Source organism: Paenibacillus sp. NPDC101420 (assembly GCF_050277435.1).
Classification (GTDB): Bacteria; Bacillota; Bacilli; order Paenibacillales; family Paenibacillaceae; genus Paenibacillus_AQ.
On record NZ_JBNNSE010000002.1, the window covers coordinates 948,648 to 973,110 of the forward strand.

Annotated in this window: 28 protein-coding genes; all 28 read left to right on the forward strand. The window is 42.8% G+C overall.

From position 1 onward, the window contains the following. Positions 1–8: 8 nt before the first annotated feature. The 28 genes from hslV to ACQKMP_RS13260 all read left to right on the forward strand — a co-directional run bounded on the left by hslV (position 9) and on the right by ACQKMP_RS13260 (position 24,462). Entirely contained in the window at positions 9–551 is a 543-nt protein-coding gene (hslV, locus tag ACQKMP_RS13125) for an ATP-dependent protease subunit HslV (protein WP_042189455.1), read from the forward strand. A 33-nt stretch (positions 552–584) separates the two neighbouring features. Further along, a complete protein-coding gene (gene hslU, locus ACQKMP_RS13130; RefSeq protein WP_076299246.1) occupies positions 585–1,985 on the forward strand; it encodes an ATP-dependent protease ATPase subunit HslU in 1,401 nt (466 codons plus the stop codon). Between the two features lie 379 nt (positions 1,986–2,364). Beyond that, on the forward strand, positions 2,365–2,772 hold the full coding sequence (gene flgB / locus ACQKMP_RS13135) for a flagellar basal body rod protein FlgB (RefSeq protein WP_076299245.1): 408 nt from the start codon (positions 2,365–2,367) through the stop codon (positions 2,770–2,772). 6 nt (positions 2,773–2,778) lie between these two features. Beyond that, positions 2,779–3,228, forward strand: a complete 450-nt coding sequence (gene flgC, locus ACQKMP_RS13140) for a flagellar basal body rod protein FlgC (protein ID WP_042189452.1) — start codon at positions 2,779–2,781, stop codon at positions 3,226–3,228. Between the two features lie 92 nt (positions 3,229–3,320). Further along, the gene (gene fliE / locus ACQKMP_RS13145; RefSeq protein WP_042189451.1) at positions 3,321–3,632 is read left to right on the forward strand and encodes a flagellar hook-basal body complex protein FliE; all 312 of its coding nucleotides are present in this window, start codon (positions 3,321–3,323) and stop codon (positions 3,630–3,632) included. Positions 3,633–3,667: 35 nt separating this feature from the next. Next, entirely contained in the window at positions 3,668–5,254 is a 1,587-nt protein-coding gene (gene fliF / locus ACQKMP_RS13150; protein WP_042189450.1) for a flagellar basal-body MS-ring/collar protein FliF, read from the forward strand. A gap of 4 nt (positions 5,255–5,258) precedes the next feature. Beyond that, positions 5,259–6,275 (forward strand): flagellar motor switch protein FliG, encoded by a 1,017-nt coding sequence (gene fliG, locus ACQKMP_RS13155; protein WP_042128934.1) that lies wholly within the window; start codon positions 5,259–5,261, stop codon positions 6,273–6,275. Next, positions 6,268–7,116 carry a FliH/SctL family protein gene (locus ACQKMP_RS13160; protein WP_042189449.1) on the forward strand — a complete coding sequence of 283 codons (849 nt, stop codon included), beginning with the start codon at positions 6,268–6,270 and terminating at the stop codon, positions 7,114–7,116. Before fliG ends, ACQKMP_RS13160 begins: the two co-directional genes overlap by 8 nt. Beyond that, positions 7,097–8,422: a flagellar protein export ATPase FliI gene (gene fliI / locus ACQKMP_RS13165; protein WP_042128931.1), complete on the forward strand. Its 1,326-nt coding sequence runs from the start codon at positions 7,097–7,099 to the stop codon at positions 8,420–8,422. The genes ACQKMP_RS13160 and fliI overlap by 20 nt, the downstream gene beginning before the upstream one ends. Positions 8,423–8,431: 9 nt before the next feature. Then, positions 8,432–8,875 (forward strand): flagellar export protein FliJ, encoded by a 444-nt coding sequence (gene fliJ, locus ACQKMP_RS13170; RefSeq protein WP_042189448.1) that lies wholly within the window; start codon positions 8,432–8,434, stop codon positions 8,873–8,875. A gap of 18 nt (positions 8,876–8,893) precedes the next feature. Beyond that, positions 8,894–9,838, forward strand: a complete 945-nt coding sequence (locus ACQKMP_RS13175; protein WP_331281384.1) for a MotE family protein — start codon at positions 8,894–8,896, stop codon at positions 9,836–9,838. 25 nt (positions 9,839–9,863) lie between these two features. Then, positions 9,864–11,339 carry a flagellar hook-length control protein FliK gene (locus ACQKMP_RS13180; protein WP_052404339.1) on the forward strand — a complete coding sequence of 492 codons (1,476 nt, stop codon included), beginning with the start codon at positions 9,864–9,866 and terminating at the stop codon, positions 11,337–11,339. A gap of 32 nt (positions 11,340–11,371) precedes the next feature. Further along, complete coding sequence (locus ACQKMP_RS13185) at positions 11,372–11,869, forward strand: flagellar hook capping FlgD N-terminal domain-containing protein (protein ID WP_076285418.1); 498 nt, start codon at positions 11,372–11,374, stop codon at positions 11,867–11,869. Then, entirely contained in the window at positions 11,866–12,252 is a 387-nt protein-coding gene (locus ACQKMP_RS13190) for a TIGR02530 family flagellar biosynthesis protein (RefSeq protein ID WP_042189447.1), read from the forward strand. The genes ACQKMP_RS13185 and ACQKMP_RS13190 overlap by 4 nt, the downstream gene beginning before the upstream one ends. A 103-nt stretch (positions 12,253–12,355) precedes the next feature. Then, positions 12,356–13,174, forward strand: coding sequence for a flagellar basal body rod protein FlgG (gene flgG / locus ACQKMP_RS13195; RefSeq protein WP_042189446.1), 819 nt, complete (start codon positions 12,356–12,358; stop codon positions 13,172–13,174). 90 nt (positions 13,175–13,264) lie between these two features. After that, complete coding sequence (locus ACQKMP_RS13200; protein ID WP_042128923.1) at positions 13,265–13,489, forward strand: flagellar FlbD family protein; 225 nt, start codon at positions 13,265–13,267, stop codon at positions 13,487–13,489. After that, positions 13,486–13,953: a flagellar basal body-associated FliL family protein gene (locus ACQKMP_RS13205; protein ID WP_042189445.1), complete on the forward strand. Its 468-nt coding sequence runs from the start codon at positions 13,486–13,488 to the stop codon at positions 13,951–13,953. The genes ACQKMP_RS13200 and ACQKMP_RS13205 overlap by 4 nt, the downstream gene beginning before the upstream one ends. Before the next feature lie 39 nt (positions 13,954–13,992). After that, positions 13,993–14,991 (forward strand): flagellar motor switch protein FliM, encoded by a 999-nt coding sequence (gene fliM, locus ACQKMP_RS13210; RefSeq protein WP_427469536.1) that lies wholly within the window; start codon positions 13,993–13,995, stop codon positions 14,989–14,991. Next, positions 14,981–16,282, forward strand: a complete 1,302-nt coding sequence (gene fliY / locus ACQKMP_RS13215) for a flagellar motor switch phosphatase FliY (RefSeq protein ID WP_042189443.1) — start codon at positions 14,981–14,983, stop codon at positions 16,280–16,282. Before fliM ends, fliY begins: the two co-directional genes overlap by 11 nt. 26 nt (positions 16,283–16,308) lie before the next feature. Next, entirely contained in the window at positions 16,309–16,674 is a 366-nt protein-coding gene (locus tag ACQKMP_RS13220; protein WP_036688523.1) for a response regulator, read from the forward strand. Positions 16,675–16,683: 9 nt separating this feature from the next. Next, positions 16,684–17,211: a flagellar biosynthetic protein FliO gene (locus tag ACQKMP_RS13225; RefSeq protein ID WP_042189442.1), complete on the forward strand. Its 528-nt coding sequence runs from the start codon at positions 16,684–16,686 to the stop codon at positions 17,209–17,211. After that, positions 17,208–17,972, forward strand: coding sequence for a flagellar type III secretion system pore protein FliP (gene fliP / locus ACQKMP_RS13230; RefSeq protein WP_042189441.1), 765 nt, complete (start codon positions 17,208–17,210; stop codon positions 17,970–17,972). Before ACQKMP_RS13225 ends, fliP begins: the two co-directional genes overlap by 4 nt. 21 nt (positions 17,973–17,993) lie before the next feature. After that, positions 17,994–18,263, forward strand: a complete 270-nt coding sequence (fliQ, locus tag ACQKMP_RS13235) for a flagellar biosynthesis protein FliQ (RefSeq protein WP_042189440.1) — start codon at positions 17,994–17,996, stop codon at positions 18,261–18,263. A 9-nt stretch (positions 18,264–18,272) separates the two neighbouring features. Next, positions 18,273–19,058, forward strand: a complete 786-nt coding sequence (gene fliR / locus ACQKMP_RS13240) for a flagellar biosynthetic protein FliR (RefSeq protein ID WP_042194135.1) — start codon at positions 18,273–18,275, stop codon at positions 19,056–19,058. Between the two features lie 22 nt (positions 19,059–19,080). Then, on the forward strand, positions 19,081–20,175 hold the full coding sequence (gene flhB / locus ACQKMP_RS13245) for a flagellar biosynthesis protein FlhB (RefSeq protein WP_042189439.1): 1,095 nt from the start codon (positions 19,081–19,083) through the stop codon (positions 20,173–20,175). 17 nt (positions 20,176–20,192) lie between these two features. Next, positions 20,193–22,226 (forward strand): flagellar biosynthesis protein FlhA, encoded by a 2,034-nt coding sequence (gene flhA / locus ACQKMP_RS13250; RefSeq protein WP_042189438.1) that lies wholly within the window; start codon positions 20,193–20,195, stop codon positions 22,224–22,226. Next, positions 22,223–23,584: a flagellar biosynthesis protein FlhF gene (gene flhF, locus ACQKMP_RS13255; protein WP_042189437.1), complete on the forward strand. Its 1,362-nt coding sequence runs from the start codon at positions 22,223–22,225 to the stop codon at positions 23,582–23,584. Before flhA ends, flhF begins: the two co-directional genes overlap by 4 nt. After that, positions 23,581–24,462, forward strand: coding sequence for a MinD/ParA family protein (locus ACQKMP_RS13260; protein ID WP_042189436.1), 882 nt, complete (start codon positions 23,581–23,583; stop codon positions 24,460–24,462). Before flhF ends, ACQKMP_RS13260 begins: the two co-directional genes overlap by 4 nt. Position 24,463: the final 1 nt, after the last annotated feature.

Genomic DNA, 24,463 nt, shown 5'->3' on the forward strand with positions numbered 1-24,463 from the left:
CTACAATCATGGTACCCAGCTTTCATGCGACTACAATTTGTGCTGTAAGACATAACGGACAGGCAGCTATAGCAGGTGATGGTCAGGTTACATTCGGAGAGAGTGTAATTATGAAGACGACGGCCAGAAAAGTTCGTCGCTTATACAGAGGACAAGTAATAGCAGGGTTTGCAGGATCTGTGGCCGATGCTATCACTTTGTTCGAAAAATTCGAAGGCAAGTTGGAGGAGCATCATGGAAACCTGCAACGGGCAGCCGTAGAATTGGCGAAAGACTGGCGTCAAGATCGTATTCTTCGAAAACTTGAGGCATTGATGATTGTTATGGACAAGGAAGGAATGCTCTTGATCTCCGGAAATGGTGAAATTATCGAGCCAGATGATGATGTGCTCGCTATTGGTTCCGGTGGTAACTTTGCACTTGCTTCCGGTCGCGCGCTCAAACGTCATGCTCCAAATCTTGCTGCTGCGGATATCGCTCGTGAAGCTCTTCAGATTGCATCAGAAATATGTGTGTATACTAACTCCAATATTATTGTTGAGCAATTATAGGCTCAGTGCCATAGAGACAAGGAGGAATTCACGATGGTGAATCAATCGCTAACACCCCGTCAAATCGTAGCTGAATTGGATAAATATATTGTAGGTCAGAAACAAGCTAAGAAATCGGTAGCTGTTGCCCTTCGTAATCGTTATCGGCGCAGTCTGCTGGCTGAGGAACTGCGTGATGAAGTTGTTCCTAAGAACATCTTGATGATCGGACCTACTGGTGTAGGGAAAACTGAGATTGCTCGGCGTCTAGCTAAGCTCGTTAATGCTCCGTTCATCAAAGTGGAGGCAACCAAATTCACTGAGGTGGGTTATGTAGGGCGAGATGTGGAGTCTATGGTGCGTGATTTAGTTGAGACCTCTATTCGTATGGTGAAGCTAGAGCGTACGGAAAAAGTGAAAGACCGTGCAGAAGAACTGGCTAATGAGCGGATTGTCTCTATTTTAGTGCCTTCGTCTTCAAAAAATAAATCTCAGAAGAATCCTTTTGAGATGATTTTTGGCGGGAACTCTTCACAAGAGGATTCTAAAGAAGATTCCGAACCAGATGGAAGCTTAAGCGAACGCCGTCGCGGGGTTAGATTTAAGCTGCTTGCTGGTCAATTGGAAGAAGATATCATTGAAATAGATGTTGAGGATACAGCGCCATCTATGCTGGATATGTTTGCAGGGCAAGGGAACGACCAGATGGGGATGAATATGCAAGAAATGTTTGGTAGCTTGCTTCCGAAGCGGACGAAGAAGCGCAAGCTTCCTATCCGTGAGGCTCGTAAAGTGCTAATTCAAGATGAAGCAACCAAACTGATTGATATGGATGATGTCATTCAGGAATCTGTGACACGCGCTGAACAATCGGGTATTATTTTTATCGATGAGATTGATAAGGTTGCAAGTCAAGGAAAGGGTTCGGGCCCTGATGTATCACGTGAAGGTGTACAAAGAGATATCCTTCCAATTGTAGAGGGTTCTACAATCATGACAAAATACGGTCCTGTGAAGACGGACTACGTGCTCTTCATGGCTGCCGGGGCTTTTCATGTTGCTAAACCTTCTGATCTGATTCCAGAGCTTCAGGGGCGTTTTCCGATTCGTGTAGAACTAAGCAGTCTTACACTGGAAGATTTTGTTTCCATCTTAACAGAGCCAGAGAACGCTTTGACGAAACAATATGTTAATTTGTTAAAAACCGAGGACATTGAAGTGGAGTTCCAGAAAGATGCTATTTATGAAATTGCCAAAATAGCTGCTTCAGTGAATCAAAATATGGAGAACATAGGTGCTCGGCGTCTTCATACGATTTTGGAGAAATTATTGGAGGATCTTTCTTTTGAAGCACCTGAGCTGACGCTGGACACTATGGTTATTACACCAGAGTATGTGCGTGAGAAATTGGCAAGTATTGCGCAGGATCGTGATCTAAGTCAATATATTCTTTAATGCGACAAATTCTTATTCTTTTGGATTTGGGCATATTGAATTAGAAAATTACAATTTAGTGTCATTAATAGGTAAAAAAATGTAAAAAGATGCAATTAAAAAGATAATTTTGAGTTAAAAAAGGAATAAAATAGCAATAAAGTGCTAAAAGCCCTGTCTTTTCTAAAAAGATAGGGCTTATTTCTTATTGTAATAATATACAAATTAAATGAAAATCAATGTATGTGAAAATACTAATTAGTTATACTTTGCGACAAGGTTCGACGTAGAAACTGATAAATAGAGGACTTTTATACTTTATTTGTCGAAATCAAGCAGGTTTTTTAAGGAAAGTTGTGGAATTCATTTCATTATGATAGCTTTGAAAGGAGGAATTATCTTGGGATTGCTGAATAGTGTCAGTTTTCAACGATTGCAGGGAGGCATTGATGCTGCCTACAAACGACAAAATGTTCTAGCGAATAATGTGGCTAACGAAGATACGCCAAATTTCAAACGTTCTGATGTTTCATTCGAAAGTTTCCTTCAGCAACAAGAAAGTGGAATAAAACCTACACTTAACGCGAAGGTAACGGACTCCCGACATTTTCAATTTGGTAGTAATAGAATTGTACCAGCAGCTGTCGTTAGTACGGATGAAACTACCTCGATGAATAATAACGACAACAATGTGGATGTAGAACGAGAAATGGCGTTAAGTGCTGAGAACCAACTCAGGTATAGTTCTTATGTCGAGCAGATCAACAGTCAAATTTCGATGATGCGAGCTGTAATTCAAGGAGGATAAGATTGCATGAACTTTGGGAGTAGTTTTGGGATAAGTGCATCAGCATTAACAGCTCAACGATTGCGGATGGACGTGATTTCCTCCAACGTGGCCAATGCGGAAACTACAAGAGCATCGGTCGTTGATGGCAAAGCCGTTCCTTACCGTCGAAAGCTTGTTGTTATGGAGGCTACCGAAAGCAATAAGTTCTCGAATATACTAAATTCGAAATTGAACGGTAGTAGTAGTGAAGGTGTAAAGGTGCAGTCCATTATAGAAGATACTTCACCGTTAAAGCCAGTTTACAACCCAAGCCATCCTGATGCGGATGCCGAAGGTTATGTCTATATGCCAAACGTAGATATTACCAAAGAAATGGTAGATATGTTATCTGCATCACGTTCTTATGAAGCCAATGTCACGATGCTGAATGCATCTAAAGCTATGGTAAGTAAAGCACTCGAAATTGGGCGCTAAACGTAATTAACACAAGGAACGCTTCCACAGTGAGTTTTGTACGAAGTGAATCTAGGAAGCATAAGCTTACAAAACTTTTAGGAGGGAAACAGTTGATACAGAATATCACTAATGGGGTTCAAGCTGTACAGCAGCTTGCCATGAAACCAACATCTACCGAAGTTTCATCCACTCCTGCTAATGCCATGGAGAGCTTTGGTTCTTATCTTGAGAATGCACTCACTAAAGTAGCAGATCAGGAACAACAAGCAAAGGATATGAGTAATAAATTTGTATTGGGAGAAGTGAACATAGACGAGGTGATGATTTCTTCCCAACAGGCTTTACTGAGTTTGCAGTTGACTACACAAGTCCGGAACAAAGTGATAGAAGCCTATCAAGAAATTATGAGAACTCAAATTTAATTAATTCCTAGCTTAGTTCCGGATGGGGTGACACTGTGAATGAAAGATTTGCCCAATATCGGGAGAAGGTGACCCTGTATTGGAATAGATTTAGTGGTAAACAGAAGATTTTATTCTTTTCTACATTGTTTATCATTCTAATAATAATCGTAGTATTAACCATGCAGCTTTCAAAGACAGAATATGAAGTAGCGTTTCAAGATTTGGACAGCACAGATTCAGCTGGAGTAATGAACTACTTGGATACAGCAGGTGTTTCATACCGATTAAGCCAAGATGGAAAAAGCATCTCCGTGCCAAGCACAGAAGCGGCTCGAATAAAGGTGGATATCGGTTCTCAGGGGATTGTTCAGGGGGGCTCTATCGGTTATAAGGTCTTTAATGAAAATTCGTCAATGATAGGGACGACAGATAGTGAGTTTAATGTGAAGTATAATAATGCATTAAACGGTGAAGTAGAACAGTTAATGAGACGTATGCAAGGAATTAAGGATGCTAAAGTGCTGATTAATCTGCCTAAAGAAACAGTTTTTGCTTCCCAGGCTGACCAAGAGCAAGCATCTGCATCCGTTGTGCTTTCATTTAATCCGGGATTCAGACCCACTCAAGATAATATTGATGGGTACTTTAACCTTGTAAAGACGGCTGTTCCAAATCTACCAATCGATAACATTACGATTGCTAATAATGAAGTCGAGTTAATGCCTACGGCCAAAGGTGGACAAGCTGGAGTTTCCAGCCAAGTCGAAGAGAACTTCGCTCTTCAGAAGAAATTCGAAGAAGAAGTAAAGAAAGATGTGAAACAATTCCTTAGCACTCTTACGGGTCCAGATAAAGTTGATGTTCTTGTATTTTCGAAGCTGAACTTTGACAAGGAAAACCGGAAGGAGAATCTCGTAACCCCTGTGGATACAGAGAACATGAAGGGGATTGAGATCAGTTCACAAATCATTAGTAATTCGTATTCGGGTCAAGGAAATACAACTGGCGGAGTGGCAGGCACTGGTTCACAAGATGTAGCGGGCTATCCTTCACAAGCCGGTACGGATACTTCTACTTCGGAAGAATCTTCTGAAACGAGGAACTATGAAGTAAACCGAATTACAAAGGATGTTATCGCAAGTCCCTTTACTGTTAAAGATTTAACCATAAATGTTGCAGTTGAACCACCTACAGGACAAAATACTTTGGACGCTGCTACATCAGCAGCAATTCAAAACATTTTGGTAAATATTGTTCGTGCTTCGCTCGCAGATTCAGGTACTACATATACAGACGCTGATTTAACCAAAAAGGTTTCGGTGTATTCTCAACAATTTGGCGGAACCGCTGCTAATACAACACCAGGTGGTCTTGCCACATGGATGTTATGGGCTATCGGAGCAGCTGCATTGCTGGTTGGAGCAGGTGGAGGATATCTAATCTATCGGAGTCGTAAGAAGACTGTGGAAGAGGAAGATGAAGACATTCCATTGCAGGTTCCTACCGAATTTCCATCTATTAATTTGGAAAGTGTGACGAATGACAGTCAAGTTCGTAAGCAATTGGAAAGTTTGGCTAAGAAAAAGCCAGACGAATTCGTAAATCTGCTGCGTACATGGCTTGCAGACGAACAGAGGTGAACTAATGGCAAAGGCTAGTCAGCAGGGGCTTAGTGGCCGTCAAAAGGCCGCGATCCTGCTTATCACACTAGGGCCCGAGGTATCGGCGCAAATATTCAAACATTTAAGAGACGAGGAGATTGAACAATTAACTCTTGAAATTGCCAATGTCCGTAAAGTGGACAGCAGTGAAAAAGAGTCGATCATGTCTGAGTTCCATCAGATATGCCTCGCCCAGGAATATATATCACAAGGCGGTATTAACTACGCCAAAGAGATTCTGGAGAAAGCACTTGGTTCCGCAAAAGCAATGGAGGTCATTAACCGTCTGACTGCGACTTTGCAGGTAAGACCTTTCGATTTTGCACGCAAGGCTGATCCAAACCAGATTTTGAACTTTATTCAGAATGAGAATGTCCAGACTATCGCACTTGTATTGTCTTATCTGCAATTCGAACAAGCCGCAGCTATTCTCTCCTCATTACCTCAAGAGAAGCAGGCGGAGGTGGCTAGAAGAATTGCTGTAATGGACAGCACCTCTCCGGAGGTCATTACACAAATTGAACGAGTGCTAGAGCAGAAGCTTTCTGCTACAGTAACTCAGGATTATACAAATGCTGGCGGTATCGAATCAATCGTACAGATCTTGAATGGTGTTGACCGTGGGACAGAGCGCACAATTCTGGATTCTCTCGAAATTCAAGATCCAGAGCTCGCCGAGGAAATCAAGAAGCGGATGTTCGTATTCGAGGATATTGTCAATGTGGATAACCGTTCGATTCAGCGTATTATTCGTGATATTGATAATGCGGACCTGCAGCTTGCCCTTAAGGTTGCAAGCGAAGAAGTACGAGATGTTATTTTCCGGAATATGTCCAAACGTATGGCAGAGACATTCCGAGAAGAAATGGAGTACATGGGTCCTGTGCGGTTGCGTGATGTAGAAGAAGCGCAAACGCGTATTGTAGGTACGATCCGCAGACTCGAAGAGTCTGGAGAAATTATCATCGCTCGTGGCGGAGGAGATGACATCATTGTCTAAGCTGATTAAGCATTCTCAGTATGTTCCAGTTGATGTACTGAAAAGATTGGAGCAGGCCCGGCACTATGCGGGCCTAACTGAGGAGCCCGTTCCAGAGGAGACTGTAAGCGAGACTCACTATCATGATCCCGCTCGTGAAGAGGCTGAAGTGGCACGTAAGCAAATGCTTAAAGACGCCCAAGAATTTGCTGAAGAGCAAGTACGGAATGCCTCTCTTGAAGCGGAACAGATTGTTGAATCCTCAAAAGCGGAGGCTGAAGAGTGGTGGAAAGAGCGGCGTGAGCAGGATGAACATCTAGTTGAGGCCGTCAAAGCCGAGGCTTATCAGCTAGGGTATCAAGAAGGTGTTTCTCAAGCTGAGCAAGAGATGAAGCTCAAAATTGCAGCGATGATGGATGAAGCTCGTGCTGTTTTAACTGAAGCCTATAAGGCAAGGGATGTCATTATTCAGGAAGCTGAACCTTTCTTGGTTGAGCTAAGCTGTGATATTGCGGAGAAAATTGTGGACAGACAGTTAACGGTTGAGCCGCAGTTTGCAATGGATTTGATTCGGAAGAATCTAGCTCGTAAACGTGAGCAGGGGCTGATTTCACTGTGTGTATCACCTGCGCAGTTCGCTTTCGTAAACGCAGCAAGGGAAGAATTGTCATTAGCGGTTGACTCGCAGGCTGAACTACAGATCTTGCCTGACTCGACTGTGAAAGATCAAGGTTGTGTAATCCGCTCCTCCTTTGGCAGCATAGATGCCCGAATTGATACTCAGCTTGCAGAAATCAAGAAAGAGCTGGTTAGAATCGCGCTGGACACCGATGAGCAGAGAAATGGGGAAGAAGATGCTTGATAGTAACCGTTATAAGGAGCAACTTCGTAATCTCGATCCGGTGAGGATCAATGGGAAAGTGACGCAGGTTATCGGTCTTATGGTTGAATCTGAAGGACCTGATGCTAGCATTGGTGATGTGTGCTATATCTATCCTTCTAAAGGAAATAAGCCGCTGCAAGCTGAAGTCGTTGGTTTCCGTGACAACAAGGTGCTATTAATGCCACTTGGAGAACTGCAGGCAATTGGACCTGGTTGTGATGTAGTGGGAACAGGTAAGCCGCTTAGTGTTCAGGTGGGTTCAGAATTGCTGGGTAAGGTACTGGATGGTCTAGGGCAACCGCTTGATGGTTCCCTGATCCCAGCTCGAATGCCACATAGTTCGACCTTTAACATTCCGTCCAATCCACTCAATAGACCACGAGTGCAAGAACCTATTAGCATCGGTGTAAGAGCGATAGATGGTTTGCTAACAATTGGTAAAGGTCAGCGGGTGGGGATTTTCGCTGGTTCAGGGGTCGGCAAAAGTACGCTCATGGGAATGATTGCACGTAATACATCAGCAGATGTTAATGTTATCGCTCTGATTGGGGAACGTGGCAGGGAAGTACTGGATTTCATCGAACGCGATTTGGGACCTGAGGGTTTGCAGAGGTCAGTTGTTATTGTCGCTACATCTGATCAGCCTGCATTAATTCGAATTAAGGGAGCACTTATTGCTACTACGATTGCTGAGTATTTTCGGGATCGTGGACTTAATGTGATGCTGATGATGGATTCGGTCACTCGTTATGCTATGGCTCAACGTGAAGTTGGACTTGCAGTCGGAGAACCACCAGCTATGAGAGGTTACACACCATCTGTATTTGCAAGCTTACCTAAACTACTAGAACGCGCCGGAACTGGTCCTACAGGCTCTATCACAGCTTTTTACACTGTATTGGTTGATGGTGATGACATGAATGAGCCGATCGCTGATGCAGTGAGAGGAATACTCGATGGACATATCGTCCTTAACCGAAGTATTGCGAACAAAGGACATTTTCCAGCAATAGATGTGCTTTCCAGCATTAGTCGTGTAATGAAGGATATTGCGCCAGAAGAACAGATCGCCGCAGCAGAGAATGTTAAGCGACTAATGGCCGTGTACAAGGATTCAGAGGATTTAATTAATATCGGAGCGTATCAGAGAGGCTCCAATGCTCAAATCGATGAGTCGATGGAGTATATAGACAGTATATGGGAATTCACCAAACAAAGAGTGAATGAAAAAGTTACGCTGGCTGAAGTTCAACAGTCTTTAATTTCACACTTCTCGAGGAGTTGATTCAGTATCATGAGATTTCATTATACTTTTCAAAAAGTCGTTGACTTGAAGGGCAATGAGAAGACACAGGCAGAATGGATGCTCTCAAGCGCGCTTGGAGAATTGCAGGCACAAGAAAGAAGCCTGGATGAACTCACCTTTCAGCGGAGCGCTATTATGTTATCTTTACAAAATGCCGCAGAACAAAAGGCACCTATGGCGAAGATTCGTGAAATACAAGAATATGTAGAATACCTGGATATATGCATTGCCCGTAAACATACGGACATTAGAAGTGCACATCAGGAAGTCTTGAAGAAGCAAGATCAGTTAAGCACAAAGGTATTAGATGAAAAAGTATGGTTAAAGGCAAAAGATAAGGCTGAGACACAGTTTCAGCAAAGTATGATTTTACGGGAACAAAACGAACTGGATGAGATGGCAACCGTCCGCTTCGCGATGAAATCCCTCTAACCCGGGAGGTTTCCGCTAGTGGCTAAAATTGATAATGACATGGAACTTGAAAATGAAGGGTCAGCGGGGAAATTTGAGCGGTTCTTATTTCTAATGATACCGATTATCTTCACGCTAGTACTGCTTGGAGTACTGTTGACGCTTTTTAATATGGACATTCGTAATAACGTGCTTGAAGTTGCGAATAAAATTCCGATTCTGGAAAAATGGGTTCCTGATCCGCCAACAGATCCTTCTAAACCGAAGGAAGAAAGCAAAAAGCAGGAAGTGAGCTCAAACTCAACGATTAAGGAGCTCAAAGCTCAGCTTGCCCAGAAGGCAGATGAGTTGAAGAAGGTCACAGATGAAAAAACAGCCCAGGATACCAAGGTTCAGGCGCTAGAGTCGCAAATTGAGGGGATGAAGACGGAAGCTGCTGCAGCTGCTGAAGTAAACAGTGAGGAAACAGAAGATCCTTATCAGAAGCAGGTTACTGATCTGGCGAAGCTGTACGCGGGCATGAAAGCTTCCAAAGCTGCACCGATTATGGAGAATTTGACTACAGAAGAGATGGTGCAGATATTCAGCGTGATGAATAAAGCGAGTAAAACTGCGATTCTGGAAAAAATGGATCCTCAAAAAGCGGCAGATGTCACGATTAAGTTGAAAGAAACTACCTCTTCGGGTGATATGGCAATTGCTGCTCTTCAATCTAGATTGAAAAAAGAAGCTGGTAGCACTACTCAAACGACTAAAACTAGTACAAATCTGGATAAGGAAAAGTTGAACCAAACCTTTAGTTCAATGACGCCTGCCAATGCAGCTTCTCTACTAGGAGAAATGTATAAGATTAGCCCTGATAAAGTAGTAACGATTATGAATACCGTTAGTGATAGTGTTCGTTCTTCGATTTTGGGAGAAATGACTAAAAATGATAGTGCGCAAACCGCGAAGATTGTTAACCGTTTGATGGGTGCTAAATAAATATTGAAAGGAGGTGAAAAATAATATGAGTTTAGTGGTTCAATCGCTTGTGAGCGCAAATGCTACAGCCGCAAGTGGTAGCTCATCAACTTCTACTGGCACAACAGCTGCTGTACCTTTCGCGCAGACTTTAGTGCAAACTATGGGAGGAAACACAGCTAACACCACATCGGTACCTACTGATCCGCTTCTGGGAAATCTAGCCTCTTTATTGCAAGGTCTTTTAAAGGAAGTGCAGACAACTGGAGAAGATCAAGGGGGACAAGATACGCAGAATTCTGATCTTATCGAGAAGCTAACTGCTGATGTTGAAAATCTAGATGAAAGCATCAATAGCGATCCTGCTGTGCTGGTAGCTTTACAAGCTTGGCTACTTCAGGTATCAGCTCTTCTATCGGGAAGTCAAGCGACTGAGGGTGATGCTACATCTGATACGGAGTCGGCAGGAAGCTTGTCGCCGTTAGCTAAGCATGCGGATACACTGCGATTTGCTGTTCAAGATGATTTGCAAAGTTTAGTTACTATGATTCAGGAAGCTGCTGTCAGTGGGAACGAAGAAGCTGCTAGTAAAGGAATAAGCCTGTTAAATAATTTCACAGCAATACTAGAACAGTCCTCCGCTAACACTATTAAGGGGAAGGGAAAGAACTCCAGTACAAATGAAAATTCTGGTGTATCTGTACAACAACCTATAGTGACTGAAAGCAAAGGTAATACGACGGACAAAACCATTCAAAACCTTAGTAATCGTGCTGGAGAAGCAGCTGCAATTAAGAATGAAGCAGTCCTAACTTCGCCTGTGACCTCAGGAGCTGTTCAAGATCCTGAAGCAGAGCTTACCGCTCCATTGATTAAAAGCAGTGCAACTGGAGAGACAAAGCAGGCAGAATCAGCTCAAGATTCCACATCAGGAACTACTATCATAGAAGGAGATCATGAGGTTGTAACTGCTGGTCAACTAGCTCTTAGGGGAGGAATTACTGCTCCGTTGAAGGCTGAGGTTCCAGTAGCTCCTGTACCCGTTCATCAGTTTGCACAGGAAATGACCGGTTTTATTACAGGTAAATTGGAGATTGTGCAAAAAGGCGGAGTAGCTGAGGCTACGATATCACTCTTTCCAGAAAATCTCGGACAAGTAGATGTTAAGATTACTATGCAAAACGGCCATCTGGTTGCACAGTTTATGACTGAACATTCCGGAGCAAAGGATATGTTGGAACAGCAGATGAACCAGCTTCGAGCGGCATTGCAGTCTCAAGGCCTCCAAGTAGAAAAATTGGAAGTCACACAAAATAATACCCCCCTCAATTCAGGGTGGGGTCAAGAAGGACGCCAACCTGGTTCTGGAAGTGGTCAGCAGGGAAGACGCTCCAAAGAAAGTCGTGAGGAAGCTAATGATGCCATTCTTGCCGCAGAGCTAAATGGTGAATGGAAAGATTGGGTTTCAAACGCAGGGCAAGAAGATGAGAATCAAGGAAACTCCTTCTCTGCCAAAGCTTAAACTTATCACAAGTGAAAGAGAGGTGAACGGTTATGACGACAACAACAACTCCTCCTGTTTCTACTAAAGACCAGTGGAATTATACAACTCCTGAATCTACTAAAACAACAGGAAATTCTGTCTTGGGTAAGGATCAGTTTTTGAAGATTTTGATCACCCAGCTGCAGAATCAAGATCCGATGCAGCCGATGCAAGATAAAGAATTTATTGCTCAAATGGCACAGTTTACATCTGTTGAGCAGCTGATGAATATCTCTACACAGCTTACATCAATGAATCAGTCTCTTGGATCAGTATCCGGCTTGATTGGTAAAGATATCACATGGACGGATACCGCCACAAATCTACCTAAGACAGGGAACGTTGAATCAATCGTTGTCAGCAAAGGGATTCAATATGCGGTTGTGGGGAAAGACAGAATTGCTTTAACCGATATTACACAAATTCAGAATCCCGCAACAACAGAGAATGGTTCTGGTACAGATAGTAATACTCCGGAGAATAACGGAGGAAGCGAGGCGACAATATGAGTGACAGGCTGACCATAGGCCAACTGTATCCTGCGTCGTCCCTACATTCCTCAACGTTACAGCGATCTTCGATACCGAAGCAGACTGTGACTGGAGAAGCCACCTTTGAGAGCGTACTGCAACAAAATCTTCTAAAATTCAGCAATCATGCTGCTAAGCGTCTTGAACAAAGAGGAATTGAACTTGGAAGCAGACAACTGGATCAGATATCTTCTGCTGTGGATAAAGCTGCTGCCAAAGGCAGTAAAGAATCCTTGATATTAATGAAGGACTTGGCATTTATCGTAAGTGTCCCGAATCGTACGGTTGTAACCGCTATGGATGGAAATTCGATTAAAGATAACGTGTTTACGCAAATTGATAGTGCAATTGTGATTTCATAACCGGCTGGTCCTAACGGAAAGCCGAGGCGGCCGCTGACCGACTGACGCGGTCCCATTCACTTAGTAAGTTATTAGGACTCTATAATCTGGGAGGACAACACAAATGTTAAGATCTATGTATTCAGGGGTTTCGGGGATGAGAGGCTTTCAGACTAAGCTTGATGTAATCGGTAATAACATTGCCAATGTCAATACAATTGGTTTTAAATCAGGACGGGTTATGTTCAAGGACATTATGAGTCAAACTGTTTCTGGTGTAACTGCTCCTAGTGATGATGGTGCAGGTGGTATGAATGCTAAACAAATCGGACTAGGCGTAAGTATCGCTTCTATCGATACACTCCATTTACCCGGTAGTGCTCAAACTACTAATAACCCGACAGATTTACGCATTGACGGAGATGGTTTTTTCCTAGTAAAGCTATCAGAAGATCAAGAAACACCTTTCTTGACTCGTGCAGGAGATTTTCATGTAGATGCTGCACGTAATCTTGTAACTTCTGACGGACTTCATGTGCTAGATTCCGATGGTGGACCCATTCAACTGGGTGATGATGTAACAGCGTTCTCCATTTCCAATGATGGAACGATTGTTCAGACCATGTCGGATGGAACGACTGAAGCAGGTGTGAAGATCGGTGTAGCTAAGGTTACTAATCCATCTGGATTAGAGAAGATTGGTGGCAATCTATACCGTATGTCACTTAATGCGAATGCAGAAGGTGAGCTTGTTCCGACTACAGCGAATAATACAGAAGATGGCACTGGGGCGATCATTTCTGGTCAACTCGAAATGTCGAATGTGGATCTTACGAATGAATTTACAGAAATGATCGTATCGCAACGTGGATTCCAGGCGAACTCCCGTATCATTACGACTTCTGATGAAGTGCTGCAGGAAGTAGTTAACCTGAAGCGTTAATTTTATCAATAATTTAATATCTTTTTTTAAAGATTAACGCGGAGTCGTGGGGGAGATACCCCTCCCCCTATTTTTGTTAGGAGGCCTGTTATGATATCGGTAACGAGATTAAATGGAACACCGATGTGGATCAATGCCCTACTGGTAGAAATGGTAGAAGAAAGCCCGGATACATATATTACGCTAGTAACCGGAAAAAGACTGATCGTGCTTGAAAAAGCTGATGAAGTTATTACGAAGATCCGGGATTATAACAGGGACATAGGCACATATGCTGCCACCATTAAAGTCCAGTCAATGGAGGAGCTAACATGAAGAAGATGCTGCCATGGTTACTTACGATTTTACTTGCGATTACACTTATCGTGATCGCCGCATTTTTATTAATGGACAAGATCTTTCCGAAAGATTCGAATGATGTAAATGCTGCGGTTCAAAGTGTGGAAACCAAGTATTTAACTGCAGATGAAATCGTCGAATTAACGGCAGAGATCAAAGATATCAAAACAAATCTTGCTGATCCCGATTATATCGTTCAAATAGATTTCGCCTTCCAACTGAATTCTGCGAAATCAAAGGAAGCATTCGAAAAAATAAAAGAGATCAAAATCAAACCGATTATTATCAAAACGCTTGCAGATACCAAACCTGAGGAGCTTAATGGAGCAAATGGCAAAGACCAGCTTAGCAGCAAGCTTGTTAATCTGATCAATAAGACATTGACCGAAGGCAAAATCACTCAGATCGAAGTCACCAAATACCTTTTGGCTTCTATGTAGCTTCAGGCATGATAATTCTTTGATAGGGGGGTGATTGAATTGGTTGATGTACTATCACAAAACGAAATAGATGCTCTACTTGCTGCACTTTCTTCAGGTGAGATGGATGCCGATGAACTTAAAAAGGAAGAAACTCAGAAGAAGATCCGATCTTATGACTTTAAACGGGCTGTTCGATTTTCTAAAGATCATATTCGTAGTCTTACAAGGATTCATGACAATTTCGCACGCTATCTTACAACGTACTTTTCAGCCCAATTACGCACCTTTGTGCAGATTAATGTCGTTCAAGTAGAGCAGCTCCCTTATGATGAATTCATTCGTTCCATTCCGAAAATGACAATACTGAACATTTTTGAAGCCGAACCTTTAGAAGGTCGAATGGTAATGGAAGTTCATCCAAACATCGCTTTCGCTATGCTGGACAGATTGCTGGGCGGTTTTGGGACTGCGCCATCTAAGATTAATGCTTTAACTGAAATCGAAACAACGATTATGGAGCGTATCTTCAGCAGATGTTTTGAGAGCTTGCAGGAGGCTTGGAAGACTGTGCTGGATATCCATCCGCGCATGGAAGCGCTCGAAACGAACCCACAGTTCATGCAAATTGTATCGCCAAATGAGACCATTGCATTGATCTCGTTAAGCACCAAAATAGGAGATACAACAGGTATGATCAATCTGTGCATACCGCACGTCGTTCTGGAACCAATAATGTCTAGACTATCTGTTCACCAATGGTTTGTAACAGAGAAGAAGACGCGGGATGCAGATGAACTTGAAGCTATTAAAGCTAGAGTTCATAAGGCGAAACTGCCGATTGTCGCTGAACTTGGAGAATCGAGCTTATCTATATCTGAGTTTCTTGGGCTTAACGTCGGTGACGTGATCTCACTAAACAGGAATGTAGATTCTGGACTCTCGATTAAGGTAGGGGAGAAGCTTAAGTTCATCGGAAGTCCTGGAATGGTGAAAGACCGGGTAGCCGTGCAAATAGACGAGATTGTCAGTGAAGGAGTTGAAGAATTTGACGAGTAAAGATTATTTATCCCAAGAAGAAATCGACGCCCTTCTGAGACAATCTGCGGAAGGCTCATTGGCTCCTTCAGAGAAAACGGTAAATGACTATTTAACACCGTTTGAACAGGATGCTTTGGGTGAAATCGGTAATATAACGTTTGGTAGTGCAGCGACAGCTCTTTCCACATTACTAGGGAAAAAGGTTGATATTACAACCCCTCAAGTTTCCATCATTACACGCGGGGAATTTGAAGTGGCTTTTCCTAAACCACATGTAGCTGTACACGTGGAATATGTAGATGGATTTCAGGGTATTAACTCTCTTGTTATTAAGATTAGGGATGCACAGGTCATCGCAGATTTAATGCTTGGTGGAGAAGGCGAACCTAAAGATGAAGAATTGAATGAAATTCACATTAGTGCTGTGCAGGAAGCAATGAACCAAATGATGGGTTCTTCTGCCACATCAATGTCTACGATCTTCAATCGGTTTGTTAATATTTCACCTCCGGGTATCGACATTCTGAACATGTCCAGCGGTGAAGGTGTCGGCAGCTTACCCAATGACGAAACCTTAATTCGAATTTCGTTCCGACTTAAGATAGGAGATTTAATCGACTCTACTATTATGCAGCTCTTGCCTGTCCAGTTTGCTAAGGATATGGTAACGATGCTTCTGGGTGATGTAAGCCCTGCAGCGCAGGAGGCTGCAGTTACGTCGACAGAGACTCCTGCTAAGCCGGCTCAAGAGACGCCTCCTGTAGCTCCTCCAGTGCAACAGGCGCCTTCACAGCCCGTAGGAGAAACACCTCCGCCGTACCCGCCGCAGGGGATGCCTGGTTATCCAGGAATGCCAGAAGGCGGATATTATTACCCTCCAGCAGGAATGCCGGCGTATGGCATGCCAGGGATGCCACCCTACGGAATGCCGCCTCAAGGCATGCCTTATGGGCAGACACCACCGCTTAGTCCTGAAGCGAATCGCAATGTAAATGTACAGCCTGTACAGTTTGCTAACCTTAACGGTGGAGCTTTTGGTCATATTGATGAAAACAATTTAAATTTATTGATGGACATACCGCTTAGAGTAACCGTAGAATTAGGAAGGACCCAGAAGCAGATTAAAGATATTTTAGAAATGTCTCAAGGCTCGATCATTGAGCTGGACAAGCTCGCCGGTGAGCCTGTAGATATTTTGGTTAACAACAAGCTTATTGCCAAAGGTGAAGTCGTAGTTATCGATGAAAACTTCGGCGTACGCGTTACGGATATCGTCAGCCAGTGGGACCGAATTCAGAAATTACAATAAGCATACTTAGGGAGGATTTTGTAAAAATGGCTAACCGAATTCTAATCGTGGACGATGCAGCATTTATGAGAATGATGATCCGTGACATTTTGTCGAAAAACGGATTTGAAGTAGTGGGCGAAGCTCAGGACGGTTCTCAAGCTATAGAGAAATTTAAAGAACTGCGTCCAGACCTTATCACGATGGATATAACTATGCCTGAGATGGACGGAATCGCCGCCCTGAAAGAAATCAAGAAGGTAGATCCGGCTGCTAAGGTCATCATGTGTTCAGCCATGGGCCAGCAGGCTATGGTTATCGATGCTATTCAAGCAGGAGCAAAAGACTTTATTGTGAAGCCTTTCCAAGCTGACCGAGTTATCGAAGCTATCAACAAAACGTTGGGTGTGTAGGAAAAAGACATGCCCCTCAATTCAGAACCGCTCGGGAGCAATAACACCCTGCTGAATTTGCTTAACGTTATTATTGTCCTTGCGGTAATCATTGTACTTATTGTGCTGCTGATCCGTTTTCTTGGACGTCGTAATCAGACCTTTATGAGCGGGCGCTCCATTCGAACGCTTGGTGCTGTAGGGCTGGGACCTAACAAGTCGATGCAGGTTATTGAACTGGGAAGCAGCCTTTACTTAATCGGGATTGGTGAGAACATATCCATCTTGGATAAAGTCACTGATCCGGATGAGGTGGCTTTGATCATTGCAGCATTTGAGGATCAGTCCTCCAACCAGAATAATTTTCTCGCACCGCTTATTGCCAAGGTTAAGGTTAAGCTGCGTGGGGAGGTTCCATCAGAAGAAATCGAGCTTAGTGAAACATCATCTTTTTACGAGACACTGCAATCCAAGCTTCGTTCTGCACCAGAGCGAAAAGAGAAAATGGAAGAGCTGTTACGGGATGATGTTACTAAGGATGAGTCGAGGAATTTATGAAAAAGAAGCTAATTCTTGCTATTCTGCTATTCGGGTTCATTAGTATAGTTATGATGCGGCCGATACATGCTGATCCTATACCTAATGTTAATATTCAGGTCGGTAATGAAGATGGTTCAAGCGGTGGTACCAGTTCCATATCGATTCTTCTTCTCGTTACGGTTCTGAGTATTGCTCCGGCGTTTCTAGTTCTTATGACCAGTTTTACTAGAATTGTAATCGTGCTCGGTTTTGTTAGAACCTCACTTGGTACTCAGGCCATGCCTCCGAATCAGGTGCTGGTAGGGCTTGCTCTGTTTCTGACCCTGTTCATTATGTCGCCAACTTTGGCGCAAGTGAATGAAACGGCATTACAGCCGTATATGAAGGGGACGATTACCCAGACTGAGGCTTTTGATAAAGCTGCTGATCCGATGAAAGAGTTTATGTTTAAACAGACCAATTCCAAAGACCTTTTGTTATTTATGAAATATACCGGTTATACGGGATCGGCTAAACCGGCTACATACAGTGATATTCCACTGACGGTGATGGTGCCAGCTTTCGCAATTGGAGAATTGAAAAAAGCTTTTACAATGGGCTTCTTAATTTTCATTCCATTTCTGATTATTGATATTGTTGTGGCGAGTACGCTGATGGCTATGGGGATGATGATGCTTCCCCCGGTCATGATTTCATTACCTTTTAAAATTATGCTCTTTGTACTGGTAGACGGCTGGTACTTAGTCATTAAATCACTACTTCTTAGTTTTAACACCTGACCTTAAGAGGAGGCATGAGGATTGAGTACGGAGTTTATTATCGGTCTAGCAAGCCAAGCCGTATATTTAGTGCTGGAAGTCAGCGCTCCCATGCTGATTCTTGGTCTGGTGGTAGGGCTAATAATCAGTATCTTTCAAGCTACGACACAGATTCAGGAACAGACGCTAGCGTTTGTTCCAAAAATCGTCGCAGTACTGCTGGCTTTATTGCTATTTGGACCGTGGATCATCACGAAGCTAATTGACTTTACTAGCCAAATTCTAGGCAGTCTCTATATGTATATTGGTTAACCAATGAACATGGATACCTTATTGCAAAGTTTACCCGTCTTTTTGCTTATTTTTTGTCGAATTACAGCCTTTTTTGTTGTCGTTCCTGTATTTTCTTCTCAAGGGGTACCGACAACTTTTAAGATTGGCATATCTTTTTTTGTAGCATTGGTAGTCTTTAGTGCTAATGGAACAGGGATTACTATTCCGCAGGATTTTAGTTATATTTTGCTTATTATGAGAGAAGTATTAATAGGCTTATTGCTAGGTTTCATTGGATATTTGATGTTTATGGCGATTCAGACAGCAGGTTCTTTCATAGATATTCAGATTGGCTTCGGTATTGCCAACGTCATTGATCCTATGACAGGAACGTCAGCACCTATTCTCGGTAATTTCAAATATATGATAGCCCTGCTAATGTTTTTGAGTATGAATGGACATCACCATTTACTAGATGCCATTGTGTACAGCTATAAATGGATTCCTATGAATAATGATTTATTTCTACGCATGGTTGATGGTAGTTTGTCAGAGTTTCTGGTCCGAACATTTGCGCAGTCGTTTGTATTAGCGTTTCAAATGTCGGCTCCATTAGTAACTGCACTGTTTCTGACCGATGTTGGTCTTGCTTTTTTAGCGAGAACGGCTCCGCAATATAATGTATTTGTTATAGGGGTTCCTCTAAAAATCATCATAGGTATTGCACTTCTTTTAGTGCTGATGCCAGGTCTGGCTGTGTTGTTTCAGAATCTCTTCGAAATCATGTTCGAATCCATGGAGAATTTACTGGGTCTCATGGGGAAGAAGCCGTAGGTGACCGTAAGGGGAGAGTATTATGCCTAAGACGAAGCGTTATAGACTAGATCTTCAACTCTTCGCCGGTGAAAAGACGGAAAAAGCAACCCCGAAGAAACGGCAGGATGCTCGTAAAAAAGGCCAAGTAGCCAAAAGTGCTGAGCTGTCTGGTGCGGTTGTATTGCTAGCTGCGGTAGTTAGCTTGATGATGTTTGGTGGTTTTATGAAAGAGCGTTTTATGAAGCTATACACGGACGTATTTCAGAATCGAATGATGCTGGACGTTACGCCTGAGAATATAACGCTGCTATTTAATCAGTATGGCTTGCAAATCTTGATTTTGCTAGCTCCATTACTTGGAATTACGTTTGTTATGGCACTTGTTTCCAACTTGGCGCAGGTGGGCTTTATGGCTACAGGAGAGGGGATTACTCCTAAATTCAGTAAGATTAATCCGATAAAAGGATTCAAAAATATTTTCTCTATGCGTTCGTTTGTAGAATTCCTGAAATCAATATTTAAGCTTCTAATTATTTCTTATCTGGTATATAGCACATTATGGGGAGAAAAGAAGAACTTTGCATCCCTGTCGCATATCAGTGCGGAGGGAATTTTTAAGTTTGCGGCCAAGCTGACGATGAGTCTTGGTTTGAAAATCGGGGTTGCCCTGCTAATTATGGCTTTTCTAGATTTTATGTATCAGAAGTACGAGCATGAAAAAAGCCTGAAAATGTCTAAGCAGGATATCAAGGATGAATACAAAAAAATGGAGGGTGACCCTCTAATTAAAGGTAAGATCAGGGAACGCCAACGCAGAATGGCCATGCAGCGTATGATGCAGGAAGTTCCTAACGCGGATGTAATTATTACAAATCCAACTCACTTTGCTGTTGCGCTAAAATATGATGGTTCCAAAATGGAGGCGCCACAGATTATTGCAAAAGGGCAGGATTATGTAGCACTTCGTATACGGGAGCTGGCTAAAGAACATGGCGTCGTGACTATGGAAAACAAACCGCTGGCACGGGCATTATTCCAAAGAGCAGAAATTGGAGATGTCGTTCCAAATGATCTGTTTCAGGCTGTAGCTGAAGTGCTGGCATATGTATATAAACTTAAAGGTAAGAGGAAATAAGGCGGGGGGTTAGGACATTGAAAGCTAAAGATTTAACAGTTTTGCTAGGCATCATCGGTATTGTGCTTATGATGATTCTGCCTATCCCGTCCTGGCTTTTGGACGTTTTGCTAGTTATTAATATTTCTATAGCATTAATTATCATATTAGTTGCTATGAACACGAAGAATGCGCTCGAATTTTCAATTTTTCCTTCATTATTGCTTGTTACGACATTGTTTCGTCTGTCACTAAACATTTCGACAACGAAATTGATCCTGACTTACGCAGATGCCGGTTCCGTGGTATCTACTTTCGGAAGCTGGATCGCCGGTGGACAAATTGCCGTTGGATTTATCGTGTTTCTGATTTTGGTAGTGGTTCAGTTTATTGTTATTACTAAAGGTTCAGAGCGTGTAGCTGAGGTAGGGGCGAGATTTACCTTGGATGCGATGCCCGGCAAGCAGATGAGTATTGATGCCGATCTTAACGCAGGCATGATTAATGAAACACAGGCACGTGAGCGTCGCCGCAATGTTGAACGGGAAGCGGATTTTTTCGGAGCCATGGATGGTGCGAGTAAATTCGTTAAAGGAGACGCGATTGCGAGTATCATTATCCTGTTAATCAATCTTATTGGTGGATTTATTATCGGTATGGTTGTGCATGGAATGGATTTCTCCACTGCGTTATCTACTTATTCCGTATTGACGATCGGGGATGGTCTAGTCAGCCAGATTCCTGCTTTGCTCATTTCGACTGCAGCAGGTCTTATCGTTACTAGAGCTTCATCGGAAGGTAATCTGGCAGAAGAATTAACAGGGCAGTTACTCTCCTATCCAAAGTTATTATATATTGTTGCAGTTACTGTTGCTTTTCTAGGTCTCTTTACACCTATACATATGATTACTACGCTCCCGCTAGCTGGTTTGCTGGCTTTTGCAGCCTATAGTATGGGACAAAATTTAAATCGAAAACAGATTGCCGAAGAGCAGCTTGTTGAAGAGAAACAGATTGAAGAGGTACGAAGTCCGGAAAGTGTAATTAATTTACTCTCTGTAGATCCTATTGAATTCGAGTTCGGCTACGGTCTTATACCTTTGGCAGATACAGGTCAGGGTGGAGATTTACTAGATCGTATCATCATGATTCGACGGCAATGTGCACTTGAAATGGGTCTTGTAGTGCCTGTTATTCGCATTCGCGACAATATTCAACTAAAACCGAATGAATATGTCATAAAAATTAAAGGAAATACTGTCGGCGGCGGTGAATTATTACTTAATCACTACTTAGCCATGAGTCCAGGCTATGATGATGAATCTATAAACGGTATTGAGACCATTGAACCATCTTTTGGACTTCCAGCGTTGTGGATTGACGAATCGGTTAAAGAGCGGGCTGAATTGTCAGGTTATACCGTGGTAGATCCACCATCCGTTGTTGCAACTCATTTGACGGAGCTGATTAAGCGTTATGGACATGAGTTGTTAGGACGACAAGAAACTAAGATGTTGGTGGATAACCTAAGAGACAATTATCCAGTGCTTGTTGATGATCTTATTCCTTCGGTATTAGCGATTGGGGATGTGCAAAAGGTACTTGCCAAGCTGCTGCGCGAGAAAATATCGATCAGGGATTTGGTTACTATTTTTGAGACGTTGGCGGATTACGGGACGTACACCAAGGATCCTGATATTCTTACCGAATATGTTCGTCAATCCTTGTCCAGACAGATTACTCAGCAATTCTCGCAAGTTGGAGAGACTCTGAAAGTTATTACGGTAGGACCTAACCTAGAGAAGAAAATTTCTGAGAGTGTGCAGCAATCTGAACAGGGCAGTTATTTGGCATTGGATCCAGCATCGACTCAAACGATCTATCAGCGGTTAAGTGAACAGATCAATCGACTGCTGCAGTCAGGACAACAGCCCATTGTACTCACATCACCAACCATTCGTATGTATTTGCGGCAGGTGATTGAACGGACAATGCAGGATATTCCTGTACTGTCTTATAGCGAACTAGAACCTAACATTGAAATACAAAGCGTCGGAGTGGTGAATTTATGAGAGTGAAGCGTTATGTGGTCGATACGATGCCTGACGCCATGCATTCCATTCGTAGTGAGCTTGGAAGCGAGGCAGTAATTTTAAGTACTAAAGAAATTAAGATTGGCGGATTTTTAGGATTGTTTAAAAAGAAAAAAATAGAGGTAGTAGCGGCTGTTGAAAAAGCTCAAAAGGAGAGTGCTCCTGAAAAGCCTGTGAAGCCTGCGATGAACATTCCGCGCAGCGCTGTCCCGCAAGCTTACCAAAAAGCTTCATCTTCATCATCTGCTTCTACTGTAACGTTGGAAAAGCCGGAAGAGCCTCGGTCCTTTGCGGAAATCGCCGCTGCCTTGTCGGAAGCTATTGATGTAAAAGAATCGATAACCAAACATCCAGAGCCTGATCAGAAATCTCTTGAATCCAATCCAGATGAAACTACCTCTGTATCAACCTTATATGAATCTTTAGGGTTAGATCAAACGCCAGAGGTTGCCTCGGCGCTGGAGAATGATGTTCTTCGTGAAATTAGAGATATGAAGCTTTGGATGGAACGAATCGCGAGGCAGTCTTCAGGGGCAAGAGAATTACCGGATAGTCTCCAGCAGCTTAGAGATCTTTTGATTGAGCAGGAGATGGATACTGTACTTGTTGAGGAGTGGATCAGTAATATTTCCGAACGTTGGGCGGATGAAGGGCGTACTTGGGGACCTGAGAAATTTCAGGAGTCCTTAAAAGAACAGCTCGATGGATTCCTGTCAGGGCGAATCGCTGATGGAATTGCACCTGATACCCAAATCGTATATATTGCAGGGCCCACAGGAGTAGGAAAAACTACTACCATAGCCAAGCTTGCGGCTGAACAGCTATTCAAAAACGGACGCAAGGTTGGTTTTATCACCTCTGATACGTATCGAATTTCAGCTGTGGAGCAGTTGCGTACATACGCAGCTATCCTGAATGTTCCGCTAGAGGTTGTACAATCTCCAGGAGATTTACAAAGAGCACTCTTTCGATTGGAGAGTTGTGATCTTGTAATTATGGATACAGCGGGACGGAATTATCGTAATGATATGCTTGTAGCAGAACTGCAAAGCTTGCTTGCGAAGGAATTAAGAAGTGAGACCTATCTTGTACTCAGCTTAACTTCGAAAAGCCGTGATATGAAATTGATTGCCGAGCATTTCGGCAGGTACAAGCTGGATAAAGTTATTTTTACCAAGCTAGATGAGACGGGAAGTTATGGACCACTCTTTAACGTCCTGAATGATTTCCCTCTCACATTATCTTATATGACCAATGGTCAAAATGTACCTGACGATTTATTGATGGCTTCCAAAGAACAACTTAGTGAGATGCTTCTTGGAACAGGTGAATCATGATGGATCAGGCACAATCCTTGAGACAGCTTGTATCCAGTCAGGAGCCTAAACTAGCTGAAAAAGGGGAAACATCCGCCCGTATCATTACTGTTTGTAGTGGTAAAGGTGGCGTAGGGAAATCGAATTTTACACTTAATTTCGCTTTAACTTTAAAAGCAATGGGAAAGAGAGTATTGCTGTTCGATGCAGATATTGGCATGGCTAACATAGACGTGTTAATGGGCGTGTCGGCGAAGTATAACCTATATCATCTGTTAAAAAGAGAAGCGGATATTGAGCAGATTATTCAGTTAGGACCGAACGGGCTTCCTTTTATAGCTGGTGGATCGGGCATGGATGAGTTATTTTCTCTTTCGGAATCGGACCTTAATTATTTCACAGCCCAGATAGCCCTTATTGCGGACAGCATGGATTATATTTTGTTCGATACAGGTGCTGGATTATCTAAGGAAACGATGAAGTTTATAACCTCTGCGGACGATTGCCTAGTAGTTACAACACCAGAGCCAACTGCTATAACAGACGCTTACGCATTAATGAAGGTTGTGAATCGGACATATCCGGATATTTCTTTTAAACTGATCGTGAATCAAGCGGGTGATGAGAGAGAAGCATCAGTGACAAGTGATAAGATCCGTATGGCGGCCAGTCGTTTTTTGCAATTAGATGTTTCCTATCTTGGTCATATAAGCTCAGATGCCCATGTAGTGCAGGCTGTCAAAAGGCAGACGCCATTTTCATTGGCTTTTCCAAACAGTGTTGCTGCAAAAGATATACATCGGCTAGCCCTAAGTTATTTGACCATAGATGGTAAAAAAGAAACAAAAGTTCAAGGCATAAAAGGCTTTATCCATAAATGGTTAAAGCGAAGTAAATAAT